At 70.5% G+C, this 15,035-nt stretch carries 12 protein-coding genes; 4 read left to right on the top strand and 8 right to left on the bottom strand.

All coding sequences use genetic code 11. From position 1 onward, the window contains the following. Positions 1-4: 4 nt before the first annotated feature. The 5 genes from ACYU96_RS14510 to ACYU96_RS14530 all read right to left on the bottom strand — a co-directional run bounded on the left by ACYU96_RS14510 (position 5) and on the right by ACYU96_RS14530 (position 5,821). Positions 5-856 (bottom strand): helix-turn-helix transcriptional regulator, encoded by an 852-nt coding sequence (locus ACYU96_RS14510; RefSeq protein WP_460754813.1) that lies wholly within the window; start codon positions 854-856, stop codon positions 5-7. Beyond that, positions 853-2,850 carry an anthranilate synthase family protein gene (locus ACYU96_RS14515; protein WP_460754816.1) on the bottom strand — a complete coding sequence of 666 codons (1,998 nt, stop codon included), beginning with the start codon at positions 2,848-2,850 and terminating at the stop codon, positions 853-855. Before ACYU96_RS14515 ends, ACYU96_RS14510 begins: the two co-directional genes overlap by 4 nt. Beyond that, positions 2,847-3,470: an isochorismatase family protein gene (locus ACYU96_RS14520; protein ID WP_460754818.1), complete on the bottom strand. Its 624-nt coding sequence runs from the start codon at positions 3,468-3,470 to the stop codon at positions 2,847-2,849. Before ACYU96_RS14520 ends, ACYU96_RS14515 begins: the two co-directional genes overlap by 4 nt. A gap of 387 nt (positions 3,471-3,857) precedes the next feature. Continuing rightward, positions 3,858-4,271: a DsbA family oxidoreductase gene (locus tag ACYU96_RS14525; protein WP_460754821.1), complete on the bottom strand. Its 414-nt coding sequence runs from the start codon at positions 4,269-4,271 to the stop codon at positions 3,858-3,860. Then, positions 4,268-5,821: an MFS transporter gene (locus tag ACYU96_RS14530; protein WP_460754824.1), complete on the bottom strand. Its 1,554-nt coding sequence runs from the start codon at positions 5,819-5,821 to the stop codon at positions 4,268-4,270. The genes ACYU96_RS14525 and ACYU96_RS14530 overlap by 4 nt, the downstream gene beginning before the upstream one ends. A gap of 293 nt (positions 5,822-6,114) precedes the next feature. On the opposite strand from ACYU96_RS14530, the gene ACYU96_RS14535 reads away from it, so the two are divergent. Together ACYU96_RS14535 and ACYU96_RS14540 are read left to right on the top strand one after the other, a co-directional pair. Beyond that, a complete protein-coding gene (locus tag ACYU96_RS14535; RefSeq protein ID WP_460754826.1) occupies positions 6,115-6,708 on the top strand; it encodes a helix-turn-helix domain-containing protein in 594 nt (197 codons plus the stop codon). Between the two features lie 196 nt (positions 6,709-6,904). Continuing rightward, complete coding sequence (locus tag ACYU96_RS14540) at positions 6,905-8,416, top strand: DHA2 family efflux MFS transporter permease subunit (protein WP_460754829.1); 1,512 nt, start codon at positions 6,905-6,907, stop codon at positions 8,414-8,416. Positions 8,417-8,711: 295 nt separating this feature from the next. On the opposite strand, the gene ACYU96_RS14545 is transcribed toward ACYU96_RS14540, so the two are convergent. Together ACYU96_RS14545 and ACYU96_RS14550 are read right to left on the bottom strand one after the other, a co-directional pair. Then, positions 8,712-10,100 carry a DUF4232 domain-containing protein gene (locus tag ACYU96_RS14545; protein ID WP_460754831.1) on the bottom strand — a complete coding sequence of 463 codons (1,389 nt, stop codon included), beginning with the start codon at positions 10,098-10,100 and terminating at the stop codon, positions 8,712-8,714. Continuing rightward, positions 10,101-10,913, bottom strand: coding sequence for a helix-turn-helix domain-containing protein (locus tag ACYU96_RS14550; RefSeq protein ID WP_460754834.1), 813 nt, complete (start codon positions 10,911-10,913; stop codon positions 10,101-10,103). Between the two features lie 249 nt (positions 10,914-11,162). Here ACYU96_RS14550 and ACYU96_RS14555 point away from each other — a divergent pair, with 249 nt between their 5' ends. Next, positions 11,163-12,602, top strand: a complete 1,440-nt coding sequence (locus ACYU96_RS14555) for a GntP family permease (protein ID WP_460754835.1) — start codon at positions 11,163-11,165, stop codon at positions 12,600-12,602. A gap of 122 nt (positions 12,603-12,724) precedes the next feature. On the opposite strand, the gene ACYU96_RS14560 is transcribed toward ACYU96_RS14555, so the two are convergent. Continuing rightward, a complete protein-coding gene (locus ACYU96_RS14560) occupies positions 12,725-13,585 on the bottom strand; it encodes an SDR family oxidoreductase (protein WP_460754839.1) in 861 nt (286 codons plus the stop codon). A 385-nt stretch (positions 13,586-13,970) separates the two neighbouring features. On the opposite strand from ACYU96_RS14560, the gene ACYU96_RS14565 reads away from it, so the two are divergent. Continuing rightward, the gene (locus ACYU96_RS14565; protein ID WP_460754842.1) at positions 13,971-15,020 is read left to right on the top strand and encodes an aromatic acid exporter family protein; all 1,050 of its coding nucleotides are present in this window, start codon (positions 13,971-13,973) and stop codon (positions 15,018-15,020) included. Positions 15,021-15,035: the final 15 nt, after the last annotated feature.

A 15,035-nucleotide genomic window follows, 5' to 3' on the forward strand; every position in this document is an offset into this window, starting at 1 on the left:
CGGTTCAGCGGACGCCGATCCGGTTCGGGAGGAGTTGCAGGGCGTCACGGGAAGCAGTGTCGTTCGGCGTGTAGACCTCGAGCCGGTGATCGGTCGACTCGGGCTGGAGCCACACCTGGTAATCGATGTCGAGCGTGCCCAGCGTGGGGTGGGACAGGAGCATGTTGCCGACGGTGCAGTCCGCGACGTCACCCTCGGTCCACAGGGCGGCGAACTCGTCGCTCTTCATCGTGAGCTCACCGATCAGCTCGGCGAGCCGTGCGTCGCGCGGATAACGGCCGGACGTCAGCCGCAGGTAGGCGACGTGCGCCCGCGCGAGCTCGTCCCAGTTGCGGTAAAGGTCCCGCGTCAGGGGGTCGAGGAAGAACGCCCGCGGGACGGACGGGCGCCGGTCGGCCTCGGTCGGTGCCGTGAACGGGATGTGCTCGGACAGCAGCTCATGGCCCGAGCGGTTCCACGCGAGGACGTCACCACGCCTGCCGAGCACGACGGCCGGGATCGTCTCCTGGAGCGACTCGAAGAGCGCCAGGACACGGGTGTGCGGGTACTCGGGGTCCGGCCGCACCATACGGCTGGAGCCTCCCGTCGTGGCGAGGTTGAACAGGTGGGTGCGTTCGGCGTCGTCGAGCCGCATCGCGCAGGCCAGGGAATCCAGGACCTGCGGGGAGGCCGTCCCCGTCTGGTCCTGTTCGATCCTCGTGTAGTAGCCGACGCTGACGCCGGAGAGCCGGGCGAGCTCTTCACGTCTCAGGCCCGGCACGCGGCGGGGCGCGCCTCCCGGATCGAGGCCCAGCATCTCCGGACTCGTCTTGTCCCGCCGAGTCTTGAGGAAGCTTCCCAGGCTTTCGACCTTCATGATGCCGACGTTATCTCGGGACGGCTCGCCATCGGAGGCCCGAGGGTGCCCCTTCCAGGGGCACCCAGGACCGTCGTCGGCCCGAGGGCGCTCGCGAGCGCTTCCACGCACAACCGGGCCAGGATGCGGTCGCCGTCGAGCGTGAGCACGGATTCCGGGTGGAACTGCACGGACGCGAGGCCCGGGCCGCGCAGGGCATGCACCTCGCCGCTGGCAGGGTCGCGGGACACCTCGATCCGGCCGTGCGTCCGGGACTCGAGGTGGTCGGTCGGCGAGACCGCGGAGAACGAGTTGTAGAAGCCGACGCGCACGTGCTCGTCGAAGAGCTGGATCGCACGCTGCACCCCCTGGTTCGGCCGGCGGCGGCGCGAGACCCGCAGGCCGAGCTCTTGGCTCAGTACCTGGTGGCTCAGGCAGACGGCCAGGAAAGGGCTCCGGCCCGTCAGGAGCCGCGACACCTCGGATCGCAGGTGGCGCATCTTGGGGGAGGTGGGGTCTCCGGGATCCCCGGGCCCGGGACCGAGCACGACGAGGTCGTGCCCGGTGGGTGGGGGCGGTTCGTCGAAGCGCCGGACCACGACCGTCGCACCCGTGGCGCGGAGCTGGTGAACCATCATGGCGGTGAAGGTGTCCTCCGCGTCGACCATCAGGACCCGGCGGCCCGTCAGATCGGGGGACGAGGTCGACGGGCGCCCCGGGGAGCCGGCGCGGGACCGGAGCCAGAAGCCGGCCAGACCGTCGTTCCGCTCCTCGAGCGCCGACCTGACGTCGGGGTGCGCGGCGAACGCGCGGTGGACGGGAGCGCGCAGCGCCGCGACGATCCCCTCGGCCTTGGCCCGCGTCTCCGCGATCTCGGCCTCCGGCCGGGACTCCCGCACGATCGTCGCCCCGACGGCGAGGGCGAGTCTCCCCGTTGAGCCGATGTCGGCGGTGCGGATGAGGATCGCGGAGTCCATCGTGCGCCGGCCGGCCGCGTCGCGTCCGACGAGAGCCGCCACCCCGCTGTAGTAGCCACGTCCCTCGGGTTCGTAGCGGCTGATGACGCGGCAGGCGTTCTCCAGTGGGCTGCCGGTCACCGTCGGGGCGAACAGGGTCTCGCGGAGGATGTCGCGCGGGTCGCGGGAGGTGTGTCCTTCGATGAAGTACTCCGTGTGGGCGACGGCCGCCATCTCCTTGAGATAGGGCCCGGTGACCCGTCCGCCGTCGTCGCAGATGCGGGCCATCATCTTCAGTTCCTCGTCGAGCACCATCGCGAGCTCCTCGGACTCCTTGCGGTCTGCGAGGAAGTCCATGACGCCGGGAAGGTCGGGACCGTTCCGGGGGTATCGGTAGGTTCCGCTGATGGGGTTCATCACGGCGATGCCGTCCCGGAGGCTCACATGGCGTTCGGGACTCGCACCGACGAGGATGCGCTCGCCGGTGTAGGCCAGGAAGGTCCAGTGCGAGCCCTGTTCGCTCTCCAGGATCCGGCGGAACAGCGTGAGCGCACCGGACAAGGGTGAACCGCCGATCTCTGCCCCGAACGTCCGGCGCAGGACGAAGTTCGCCCCCTGACCGGTGGCGATCTCCTCCTCGACGACCCGTCGTACCCGGTCGCCGTATGCGGCGTCGTCGGGTTCGAAGGTCTCGCCGTTCAGCTCGATGGGCGCGTCCGGGACACGTTCGAGCACTTCTCCCAGCGGGACCTCCTGGTCGGCCGTGACCGTCAGGGCCACCAGCGGGGTGGCGTCGTCGGGACTGCTGAACCCGCGCTCGTGGAGCTGGCGGTAGGGCACCAGGGCGAGGACGTCGTGCACTGCTCCGGAGAGGCGTCCAGGTCGCCGAGGAGAGCCCGCACCCTCCGGCGGGAGTGAGATGTCCCCGAGCAGCGCGGGGCGCGAGACGTCACCGACGAGCACGTCGACGACGTGCCGTCGGCCCGCCCCCGGCCGGTGCAGGAGGGCGAAGGGTGGGGGGTCCTCGTGCAGCACGAGGTCCAGCAGGTCCGCGCTCACGGGAGCACCTCCCGTGCGGGCAGAACCGTCGCGCACCGTGCGGCAGCGTACGCGAGTGCCTGGCGATGCTCCTCGGGGGAGAAGTCCGCGGTCGCGTCCCCGATGATGATCGTCTCGATGTCGTGGGAGAACGACTCGACGGCCGTCGCGAGGATCCCCACGTGCGTGTAGACACCGCACACGACGAGCTGGTCGCGACCGGTGGCCCGGATGCGCTCCAGCAGGTCGGTGCCGAGGAACGCGCTGTAGCGCCACTTGGTGAGCATCCAGGCGTCCTCCGCCGGTGCGAGATCGTCGACGATGGCGCGCTCGGAGGGGGAGCGCCGCATCCCCGATCCCCAGAAGTCCTTGAGCAGCCCACGCTGCTGCGCGGTCATGCTGCCCGGTTGGGCGGTGTAGGCGATCGGCACGCCCTGGGCGGCGGCGCGGTCACGGAGCAGCGCGACGTTCCGGATCAGCGGGAGGCGCAGCCGCTCGGGGAAGGGATCGAGGAAGTAGCGCTGCATGTCGTGGATCAGCAGGACCGCACGGTCGGGACGAGCCGTCCAGCGGGCGGTGTTGGCGGGGAGGTCCGCTGCCTCGGGCAGGGTGTACTCGGCGATCTGAGGTATGCCGGTCATGGCCCTTCTCCGTCGGGAAATTGGGTGCTGACCTGTAGTCTGGCTAGTTTGTCGGAGATACCCCAATGAACCGGATACGAGTGTGTCAAGTCGTCGAGACTGCGGTCGACCGAGCTGACGATCGATGTTTCCTCAGCCAAGCACCCGGCGCTCATTGATGAGCACGTCCCAGCCGCCGGCCTCGTTCTGCTCAGCGAGGTTCACGGTGCGCTACCACGTGCCTCCTCCATGGACGACGACGTCGGGTCGGACACCGTTGGCGTTCGACGTGACCGGTTTTCCGTTTCCCTGAGAGCCCCAGCGGCAACTCGCCGCGTCACCGGCCCTGACCGGCGGCTTCGAGACCCCGGCCGGTCCAAGTCCCCAAGAAGACGAGCGCGTCGCCGCTCATGCGCCCGCTTTCTGCAGCGCATCGAGGTAGGTCCGCACGGGCTGCGCCCCAGAGATACCCCACTTCCCCTTGATCACGTAGAACGGAACGCCGCTCGCGCCGAGTGCGCGGAGCCGGTCACCGTCCTGATCGACCGCCGCCCGGTAGCGGCGGTCTGTGAGCACCTCCCGTGCGTCATCGGGGTCCAGGCCGACCTCCTCGGCAAGGTCGACGAGCTGGTCGATGTGTCCGATGTGGCGGCCATCGGTGAAGTATGCGGCGAACAGCCGGTGGGTCAGTGCGGCTCGGTGCCCGGTCTCCTGTGCGTGGTGGAGGAGTTCGAGGGCGAGGTGCGAGTTCGTCGGACGGGTGAGTCCGGGGCGGTAGCTTGCGCCTTCGGCGTGCACGGGCGTAGCAACTGTGGTTGTCACGGGAGGGAGATCCTTTCGTCGGTGGGACGATCAACCGTCACGCTCGACGGTGAGGGCATCAGAGGGGTCTTCTGGGCGTGGCCGTCGGCTTCGTTCACCGCCTCTGCCGGGGTGGAAGCGTTGGTGGGGCCGCGGAAGAGCACGAAGATCACGAGGATGGTCATGACGGCGACGCCGACCCACATGGCCTGCTGCCATCCGGCTACGAATGCGTCGTTCGCGGCGGTGACGATCTGCTCCGCGTAGTCTCCGGCGTTCTGGCTGATGGCTGTGGCGTTGGCGATGCCTTCGCGCGCCGTCGCTGCGAATTCCTCCGGCACACCGGTGAGGCGTCCGGTGATGGCGTTCTGGTATCCGGCGACCAGCAGACCGCCGAGGAGCGCGATGCCGAGTGCTGCTCCGAGCTCACGCGTGAGGTCGTTCAGAGCCGAGGCGACGCCTTGCTGCTCGCGGGGGAGCGAGGAGGTGATCGCTTCGGTGGAGGGCGTCATGGCCAGGCCCGCGCCCAGTCCCATCGCACTCAGGCCGGGCAGCACGCTCAGGTATCCGCCCTCGGCGGAGACGAAGCCTGCCATGAGCGCGAGCCCTCCGGTGGCGATGGTGAGGCCGGTGACCATGGTGGCCCGGGCTCCGATGCGCGCGGCCAGGCGGGGCGCGAGGCCGGAGGCGAGCATCATCAGCAATGCCATGGGCATCATGGCGAGCGTGGAGACGAGTCCGCTCCACCCGAGGACGACCTGGAAGAACGGGTACAGCACCAGGGACACCCCGCCCTGTACGCCGAACAACACGAGCAGGAGCGTGGTGCCCGACGAGAGGCCGCGGGTGCGAAAGTGCCGGATGTCCAGCAGCGGGAACGGGGTGCGCAGCTCCCACGGGATGAACAGGGCGGTAGCGAGCACGGCCGCGATCAGGGGGATCAGCACGGTCGGGTCGGCCCAGCCCAGAGACGGTGCTTCGTGCAGAGCGAAGGTGAAACCGACAGTCGCCACGATCGACGACAGCGTTCCCAGGGCATCGAACCGGCCAGGGGCCTTGTTCCGGAAGTTCGGAATCGCGCGGCCACCGATCAGCGATGCCGCGACGGTGAGAACGATCGGCAGCGCAAATAGCCAACGCCAGGACGCGATATCGACGAGCAGGGCGGAGAGGTACATGCCGAGGATGCCGCCGCCTCCCGCGACCGCTGTCCATATCCCGATCGCCCTGGACCGTTCCTTGTCCGGGAACGAGGAGGTGATCATCGACAGGGTGACGGGCATGATCAGCGCCGCGCCGATACCGCTGAGCAGGCGTGCGGCGAGCATGACCTCCATGACCGGAGCGACGGCAGCCGTGATGTTCGAGATCCCGAACACCGCCAGCCCCACGATGAGCACCGGCTTGCGACCGAGCCGGTCGCCCAGTGCTCCCAGCGGCAGAAGGAGTGCTGCGAGGGTGAGGGTGTAGGTGTTGATGATCCACAGCACCTGCCCCTGGGATGCGTCGAATGTCGTCGCCAGCGGTGGCTGAGCGACGTTGAGGCCGGTCACCGAGGCGACGACGGCCATCAGGGCGATACAGACGGCCCAGAGGATGGCGCGTCTGCGTCGTGGATCGTCGATGACGGGTGCGGCATCTTCTGTACCGGCGTGAGTGGTGGAAGTCATGGCGGGACGTGTTTCCTTTCAGGGGCTGTCGCAGCCCGGCGCTGGTCGCGGGCAGGCGGAAGTAGCGTCGAGGTTGAAAGGCCTCGACGCGCGGTGCCCGATGTGCGGTCCACCTGCTTGTTCCGTGATGCCCATAAGGATCACCCACACCAGCGCCGCTGGCAATCATTCTTGCCGAATGGCAAACTCGGAGGATGAGCGCACACTCCGATCAGACCCTCGACACCGTGGGCCCTCGCCTGAAACACCTCCGGCTGCGCCGCGACATCACCCTCACCACGCTCGCCGAGGAGACAGGGATCTCCACGAGCACCCTCTCCCGACTGGAGGCAGGGCTACGGCGGCCGACGCTCGAGCAGCTGCTTCCGTTGGCCCGCTACTACGGCGCCACCCTCGACTCCCTGGTCGATGCGCCCCGCACTGCCAACCCCCGAATCGATCTCCGCCCGATGTCATGCACCGACGGGTCGATCATCATCCCGCTCACACGCCGCCCCGGAGGAATCCAGGCATACAAGTTCGTCCTCCCCGCCGGCAACGACGACGCAATCCCGGACCTGCGCTCCCACGAAGGCTTCGACTGGGCCTACGTGCTCAACGGCTCCCTCCGCCTGGTACTCGGCGACCAAGACCTGCTCCTTCAGGCAGGAGAAGCAGCCGAGTTCGACACCCGCACCCCACACTGGTTCGGAGCCACCAGCGCCGGACCAGTCGAATACCTCAGCCTCGTCGGACGGCAAGGCCAGCGCGCCCACGTGCGCGCTTCCGGCAGCGACCAGGAGCACTAGCCTCTCCGGGGAACAGTCCCCGGAGGCGTCTGCCGGTCTCCTGAGTCAGAGCGCGAACCGGCCATCGTCGGCGACGTCGAACGATCTCGTGAAGCAGGAGGCGAGCAGGGTGGGGCGCTCTGTCCTCGGGGCAGGGGCGAGCGGGGTGCAGACTGTTCGTCATGAGCACATGTGCCGCCGGTCCGGTACCAGGATCATGACGTCGCCCGGGCTGCGGGTGCGCAGCGCTCAGGGACGGTGGGTGCTGACCGGGGTGATCGCCGGTTCCAGCCTCGCGATGCTGGACGGGACGGTCGTGAACGTCGTCCTGGCACCCATCAGCGACGAGCTCGGCGTCGGGTTCGTCGGGCTGCAGTGGATCACCAACGCCTACACGCTGGCCCTGGCGTCCCTGATCCTGGTGGGGGGCGTGCTCGGTGACCGGTTCGGGCGGCGCCGGTTGTTCCTGGTCGGGACGGTGTGGTTCACGGTGGCGTCGCTCCTGTGCGCGGTGTCCGTGGGCGAGTCGATGCTCATCGCGGCCCGGGCGCTGCAGGGCGTGGGGGCGGCGCTGCTGACCCCGGGCAGCCTGGCGATCATCTCGGCCTCGTTCCATCCGGACGACCGGGCACGCGCGATCGGCGCCTGGTCGGGCCTGGCCGGCGTGGCGACCGCGATCGGGCCGTTCCTCGGTGGCTGGCTGGCGGACATCAGCTGGCGGCTGGTCTTCCTGATCAACCTCCCGCTGGCCGCGGTGATCATGTGGATCGCGCTGCGGCACGTCCCCGAGAGCCGCGACGAGTCCGCCGGGCGGCGCAACCTCGACCTGCCCGGGGCGGCGCTCGTGGTGGTCATGCTCGCCGCGCTGACCTGGGGCCTCACCGAGGCGGGACGGGTGGGCTGGTCCCCGGGTGTGGTCGGGGCCGTGGTGCTGGGCGGCCTGGCGGGGGCAACGTTCGTCGTCGTCGAGCGGCGGGTGCGCGACCCCTTGGTGCGGCTCGGCCTCTTCGCCGACCGGGTGTTCGCCGGGGCCAACGTGGTGACGCTCTTCATGTACGGCGCGTTGTCGCTGTACTTCCTGCTCGTGGTGCTGCAGCTGCAGCTCGTCGCGGGCTGGTCGCCGTTGGCCGCGGGCATGGCAGGCCTGCCGGTGACGATCCTGATGCTGCTGCTGTCGGCACGCGCCGGAGCGCTCGGCGACAGGATCGGCCCGCGGCCGCTGATGGCGGCGGGAAACCTGCTCGCCGCCGGGGGCTTCCTGCTGGGCCTGCGGATCCGGGCCGACGCCGACTACCTCACGGACGTGCTCCCCGCGGCCGTGCTGCTCGGCCTGGGACTGTCGCTCGCCGTCGCGCCGCTCACGGCGTCGGCGCTCGGCGCGGCCCCGCCCGAGCTGGCGGGTGCGGCCTCCGGGATCAACAACGCGATCGCCCGGAGCGCCGGCCTGCTCGCGATCGCCGTCGTTCCGGCGGCGGTCGGGCTGTCCCGCGTCGGCCCGGGGGACAGCGCGGGGTTCGCCGCCGGATACCCGGCCGCGATGATCATCGGTGCGACCCTGCTCGGGGTCGGGGCCGCGGCGTCGTGGTTCGGTCTGGGCCCGGTGCGTCGGGCCGTGCCGGACGGGACGCCCGCGACCCGCCCGGGGACGGTCGAGGAGCGTGTCCCCGTCCACCGCCTCACCTCCTGCCCGTTGGAGTCCCCGCCCGGACACCCCGGCCAGGATCTCTGAGCGGCCCGGCTCGGTCAGGAACAGTGGCCCCAGAAACAACCGTGCCGTGACTTCGGAAGGCCGCGGTACTCGGCCTCCATGCACCAGGAGCACTTGGGTGTACGGGCTCTCGTGCACGCACAGGACATGATGTACCTCCGTGGGTGGTGGTGGGTGGTGGTGGGTCTCGCCGGGTGAGGGGATGAGCAGTTCGCCCGTGTTCACAGCGTCGTCCCTGGTGGAGCCGTCGCGGAAGGGCGGACGGGCGGACGCCGATGTTCTGCGGAGATCTGCGGAGATCCGTGTGCCGCCATGCTTAGGACTCGGGCGATCGCCACGAGCCGACACGGACCGGCCCGGGCGCGTGAGCACCGGGTGGAAGGTCCAGGTGCATGGGCCGGACGTCGGTGAACGTGACCACGATCTGGGTGAGCGGGACGCCTGCTCGTCCCGTGGGCCAGCTCACGGGAAGCGTCACCTGTTCACCCGGTCGGAGAACGGAGGCGTTCCGGCTGGTGGACGGGTCGGTCTCGACCTGGATCGGGGGTGTGCTGCGGTCGGCGGTGCGCGTCTCGAGCCCGGGGGTGGCCGTCATGGCGCAGGGGGTCCACGCGATGTTCGTCGCCAGGAGCTCGGCGTACCCGCGTCCGTTGCGGTCGCCGAGATCGTTCAGGCCCACCCGGAGATCGCGGCCTGTGCACTCGCCAGCCTCTGCCGCTGTCGGGACGGGGAACGACGCCGGGTCTCGTCCCGAGACCCACCCCGTACGGTCGGAGCCGCCGGAGGTGATGCGGTACGCGACGGGGTGCCCGGCGAGCTCGGCGTGGTCGGTATGTTCCAGCCATGCCACCGCGTCGTCGTCGGTCGCCTCCACCGTCAGTACGGGCCCGCCGCCGCTGCGGGTCTCGTCGGTGGTGATCTCGGGCACGCCGATGGTGTTGGCGCCGGTCTCACCCAGCAGCGCGCCGAGGACCGCCGTCGCCGGTTCTGCCCCCGCGTCCAGGTGTGCGCTGGACACCCCGGGCAGGTCGGCGGCTTCGGCCACGAGTGCGAGGAGGGCGTCGTCGGGCACGGTCAGCGCGTCCGGGCCGGTGAACCCGGTGCCCGAACCGCTGACGGTCAGGCGCGACACCCCACGTTTGAGCCCGCGCGCGACCGCCGCGACGTCGGTGAGGTGCCTCGGCGAGACCACGTCGACGTCCGTGTGCGTGGCGGTGATGCTGACCCGGCGCACGCCGGGCGTGGCGAGCAGGGCGGCGGCATCGCCGACGGCGTCAGGTCCAGGCGGGTCGTCGGCGTACGACAGCGGGTCGTCGGTGACCGAGAAGCCTGGGCCCGTGGCTGCCCCCGCTGTCACGACGAGCAGCAGCGCCGCGGCAGGCGTCCCCGCCCGGAGCGTCGCGCGAGCGGACCGGTACGTGGCCAGGGCGGTGTCCGGGTGCGGAGCCGGATCCGTCAGCCGGACACGGAACTCGGCGCTCGTCCGGTCTCCCAGCACCTCGACAGACCTCACACCGGCGAGCGCCGCGAGCTCCGCACGGGCACCGTCGAGCGTGCCGGCCGCGGCAGCGCGTGACGGCACGGCTGCCGGTGACCACGCCCGGGCGTGGCCCTCGCCTTCCGCGGGGCCGATGGCCACCGTCACCCCGGTCGCCGCGCCGAGGGCACCCGCGAGCAGGAGAGTGAGCACTCGCTTCGCCCGCACCTAGGCCTCCGGGCAGTCCGGGACGCCCAGGTCCGTCATCCGGGTGTAGGGGCCTTCCTCCGGGTCTCCGTTGAGGAAGGTGTTCGCCGCGGAGTAGTAGCCGTCCCACGGCTCGGTGCGGATGAGGTACCAGTAGCCGTCAGGGCTGATCGAGGGGGCACTGGGTGCGAAGAGCTTGCACTCGACCTCGACGACGGTACGGAAAGGGATCTTCGTCCCCGGCTCGTCGAGCTCCCACGGGTCCAGGTGCGTCGGTACTCCTGCCTTGACGAACGCCTGCTCGGGGAATGTCTCCGGTTCGGTGGGCCCGTCCCAGGGTTGCGTGACGGTGGCCCAGGCGGTGGCTCCGGCGGCGACGGCGACGGCGAGGACGCCACCGGCACGGCCGAGCCGTCGGCGAGTGCTGGGCGGGACGTCGTCGGCGGCAGGCGGCGGGGGTTCCGCGACGGACTCGTCCGCGGAACGGTCGGGTTCCGACGGCTGGTGCAGCTCCGTGTACCAGGGGTGCCACTGGGGTGCGAGCTGTGCCCGGGGCCGGGAGCGATCTCCTTCGGCGATGAGCTTCTTCATGCGTGCCCGGTACCGGAGCCACTCGTCGGGGTCCTCACCCACGGCTGTCGCCAGGGCCTTGAGCACGGCGGGGCTCACGACTCGCTTCGGACTGCTCGCCTCGCTGATCGTCTGGGGTGCGAATCCCATGTCGGTACCCAGCTCGGCGAGGCTCTTGCCAGAACTGTCGCGCATGGTCCTGACCCAGGAGGCGAGTTCGACGGAGGGGGTGGAGAGTTCGTGGCGCTCGGCAGCTGGGGTCACTGGGGCGTCTCCTTCAGGCCCTCGGTGGTGCGCTCGAGAGGTAGGAACTCAGCATGGCACAACGGCGCAGGTCGCGTCCTTGTTTTGGGGAGAGGGCCCGGTGGCTGGTCCTCCTCGGCGACCGCGTCGGGACGGTGTGCTCTCCACGTCCACGAGCGCGGCGGCGCATCACCGCGTGGAGTCCTCGATGCCCCTTTTCACCCTGCTATCGTCGCTCGATCACGAAAGACCAACCGCGAGGAGGCGGCTGTGACCGAGATCGAGCCTGTCCACGGAGCCGGGATCCTGCTCCTCATCGCCGCGGCGGCGGTCGCCGTTCTCCTGTTCCTGATCATCCGGGTCAAGCTCCACGCGTTCGTCGCGCTGGTGCTGGTCAGTCTTCTCACCGCGGTGGCCGCAGGCATCCCGGCCGCGGACATCCCCGACGCCCTGCTGACCGGGTTCAGCGGAACTCTCGGCGCCGTGGCCCTGCTGGTGGGCTTCGGCGTCATGCTCGGCAGGCTGCTGGAGACCACCGGTGGCGCGCAGATCCTGGCCGACACCCTCATCGCGCGTTTCGGGGAGAACCGCGCGCCGCTGGCGCTCGGCGTCGCCGCTCTCATCTTCGGCTTCCCGATCTTCTTCGACGCAGGCCTGGTGGTGTTCCTGCCGATCATCTTCACCGTCGCGCGCCGGTTCGGGGGTGGCATCCTGCGCTACGGCCTGCCGACCGCCGGGGCGTTCGCCGTCATGCACGCCGTCGTGCCGCCGCACCCCGGGCCGGTCGCCGCGGCCGACCTGATGGGCGGGAGCATCGGCGTCACCTTGCTGGTGGGCGCCCCGGTCGCCGTCGCCGCCTGGTTCCTCGGCGTCTACCAGGTGTCCCGCTTCCTCGGAGCGCGCTACGTCGTCGACATCCCCGACGCGGTGTTCGGCCGGATGAACGGTGGCCGGGACGCCGCCGCCCCGGGCAGCACAGGACCGAGCGCCGCCCCGGGCGACACGGCCACCACCACGCAGGCGCCGCCACGCTTCCGCGCCGTGCTGCTCCTGCTGCTCCTGCCGCTCGTGCTGATCTCGCTCAACACCGTCGTCAGCACGCTGATCACCTCGGGAGCAGTCCCCGAGGACGCCGGCTGGGCGAACGCGCTGACCCTGATCGGCGCGACGCCCGTCGCCCTGCTCCTGACCGTCCTGGTGGCGCTCGCCGTACTGGCACCCGGGAGGTTCTCCATGGGTCAGGCCGCCGGCATCCTGGACGACGCGCTGGGGCCGATCTGCTCGATCATCCTCATCACCGGTGCCGGGGGGATGTTCGGCGGGGTGCTGCGGGCCAGCGGTATCGGCACGGCGCTCACCGATGCCCTGTCTGGTCTGGGCCTGCCGCTGATCCTCCAGGCCTTCGTCATCGCGACCGTGCTGCGGGTAGCCCAGGGATCCGCGACCGTCGCCCTGACGACGACGGCCGGGCTGATCTCGGCGCAGGTCGCGGCCGAAGGTCTCAGCGACCTGCGGATCGCGCTGCTGGTCTTCGCCGTCGCCGCCGGGGCCACCGTCCTGTCGCACGTCAACGACTCCGGCTTCTGGCTGGTGAGCAGGTTCTTCGGGATGGACGTCCGGACGACGCTGAAGACCTGGACGGTGCTCGAGACGACGCTGGGCCTCGCCGTCTTCCTCCTCGCGGCACTGCTCTGGCTCGCCACGGGGTGACCCGGCGAACCCGTGGGGTGGGACGTGGGTGAGCCGCCCCGCAGGCCTCGTGTCAGCAGGCCTCGTGTCAGAACGGAGGCGCGGCTGTGGATGAGGAGATCTCGGGCGCTCTTCGTCGAGGCTCAGAAGACCGGCTTTCCGCCAGTCACACCGAGCACGGTCCCGGAGACGTAGGACGCCGTGACAGGGGAGGCCAGGAAGACGAATGCCGGCGCGACCTCGGCCGGCTGGCCGGCCCGGCCCAGGGGAGTGTCCGTGCCGAACGACGGGATCTTGTCCTCGGGCTGGGTGGCCGGCTGCAACGGTGTCCAGATGGGACCGGGTGCCACCGCGTTCACGCGGATCCCGCGAGGCCCCAGCTCCGCGGCGAGGTTCACCGTGAGGTTGTTGATCGCAGCCTTGGTCGCTGCGTAGTCGAGCAGCGCGTTCGACGGCTGGTAGGCCTGGATCGACGAGTTGTTGATGATCGATCCGCCCTCGCCGATGTGCTCGAGCGCCGGCTGGATCAACCAGAACAGCGCGTACAGGTTGGTCTTGAGCACGCGGTCCAGATCGGCGGTCGTCACGTCCGCGATCGACTCCCGGCGTGCCATCTGGTAACCCGCGTTGTTCACCAGCACGTCCAGCCCGCCCAGCTCCGCGGCCGCCCGGTGGGCCACGCCGCGTGCGGTCGGCTCGTCCCGCAGGTCGCCGGGCAGCAGGACGCACCGGCGTCCGGCTGCCCGCACCCACTCCGCCGTCGTCCGCGCGTCGTGCTCCTCCTCCGGGAGGTACGACAGGGCGACGTCCGCCCCCTCACGCGCGAACGCGATCGCCACCGCGCGGCCGATGCCGGAGTCACCGCCGGTGACCAGGCTCTTGTAGCCGACGAGCTTCTCGCTGCCGACGTACCTCTCCTCACCGTGGTCCGGTGTCGGGTGCATCTGGTCGGTCGTACCGGGCGGATTCTGCTGCTGTGGTGGGAAGGCCGGGTCGTGGCTCATGAGTCCTCCGTCATCGGAGTGGTTCGGCATGCCTGCTCTGTCCGGGGTGCTCCGTCAGTTCCACCTTGGCGCAGCTTCGGCCAGGTCGCACATCGACCCCGGCCGCCCTGCGAGCGGACCGGCACCTGCTGCCCCGGGGCCGGCACACGGCACGGGGTGAGCCGCTGCGAGCGGCGGGATCTGGGGTGAACCTGATGGGGCGAGGCCGGGCAGACCGCCACACAGATCGGATGGAAACGATGAGAGCACTCACATGGCAGGGCAGGGAGCACGTCACCCAGCGAAAGGAGGACGGGTGCGTCAAGGTCGTGCTCGACCCAGCGGCATGACGACGGCTCCGCCCAGCGACACCGGACCGCTGCCAGGACGCCGCATCCTTTCCTCCGTGCGCGGACAATGGGTACGTCACCCCCGGTGGTCGCTGGCGGCCAAGGGCGCTGCGGCCGCCTCGCTCGCCTGGCTCGTCGCGCTGCTCGCGCCCGCGCCGTTCTCCGAGTACCCGTACTACGCCCCGCTGGGGGCGGTGGTCGCGATGTCGAACACCGCTGCCCGGTCGCTGCGCGAGTCGATGCAGGCGATCGGCGCACTGCTGGTGGGGGCGGTGATCGCGCGGGTTGTCGATGCCGTGCTCACCTCCAGCGTGCTCTCGGTCGCGGTCGTGGTGGCCGTCGCCCTCCTGTGTGCCGGATGGCGGATCTTCGGTGAGATGGGGAGCTGGGTGGCGACCTCGGGACTCTTCGTCCTCATCCTGGGCGGTGCCGAGCAGATTGAGTACACCGGAGTCTTCTCCGGGCTGATCGTCCTGGGCGCCGCGATCGGTGTAGGGATCAACCTGACCCTGCCGCCGTTGCCGCTCACCCCGTCCGAGCTCATGCTGGACCACGTGCGCGAAGCGCTCGTCGACCAGGTCCGGGTGCTGGCCGACCGCCTGGAGAGCGAGGGCCCGCTCCTGGCCGACGAATGGCAGCACCTCCGTCGCGAGCTGTCCCCGACGATCGCCCGCGCCCAGCACGCCGTCTCGCACACCGACGAGGCAGTCCGGGCCAACCGGCGGGCGCACCGCTACAGCGAATGGACGAGGTCGCACCTGCGACGCGCGGAGGCGCTGGTCGAAGCAGGTGACGTGGTGGACGACGTCGTTCGCCTCCTGGTCGAGTGGGAGCATGCGGATCGGGAGAAGGCCGCGCTCGGGCCGGGGCTGCGTCCCGCCCTGGTCGCGGCGATGCGCACCTACGCCGACGCCCTGCGCTCCGACCGCGGCGAAGGCGCGGCGGCCGGGGCTGTGGCCAGGTGCCGCCAGTCCGTCGGCGAGCTGGCCGACGCCGTGCGCGCGGACGCGGGTTCCTCGGGTCGCGACCACTTCGTGGCCGGCGCACTCGTCGTCACGCTGTGGCGTGGGGAATCTGCGCTGGTCGGCACCGAGCAGCCGGACTAGCGGAGGAACCGGAGC

Source organism: Myceligenerans cantabricum (genome assembly GCF_054777735.1).

Bases quoted from the DNA above. Each gene is read 5' to 3' on its own strand.
- ACYU96_RS14540 (WP_460754829.1), top strand. From the start codon at position 6,905: ATGACGTCGCCCGGGCTGCGGGTGCGCAGCGCTCAGGGACGGTGGGTG.
- ACYU96_RS14535 (WP_460754826.1), top strand. From the start codon at position 6,115: ATGAGCGCACACTCCGATCAGACCCTCGACACCGTGGGCCCTCGCCTG.
- ACYU96_RS14520 (WP_460754818.1), bottom strand. From the start codon at position 3,470: ATGACCGGCATACCTCAGATCGCCGAGTACACCCTGCCCGAGGCAGCG.
- ACYU96_RS14510 (WP_460754813.1), bottom strand. From the start codon at position 856: ATGAAGGTCGAAAGCCTGGGAAGCTTCCTCAAGACTCGGCGGGACAAG.
- ACYU96_RS14530 (WP_460754824.1), bottom strand. From the start codon at position 5,821: ATGGCCGTCGTCGCCTCGGTGACCGGCCTCAACGTCGCTCAGCCACCG.
- ACYU96_RS14560 (WP_460754839.1), bottom strand. From the start codon at position 13,585: ATGAGCCACGACCCGGCCTTCCCACCACAGCAGCAGAATCCGCCCGGT.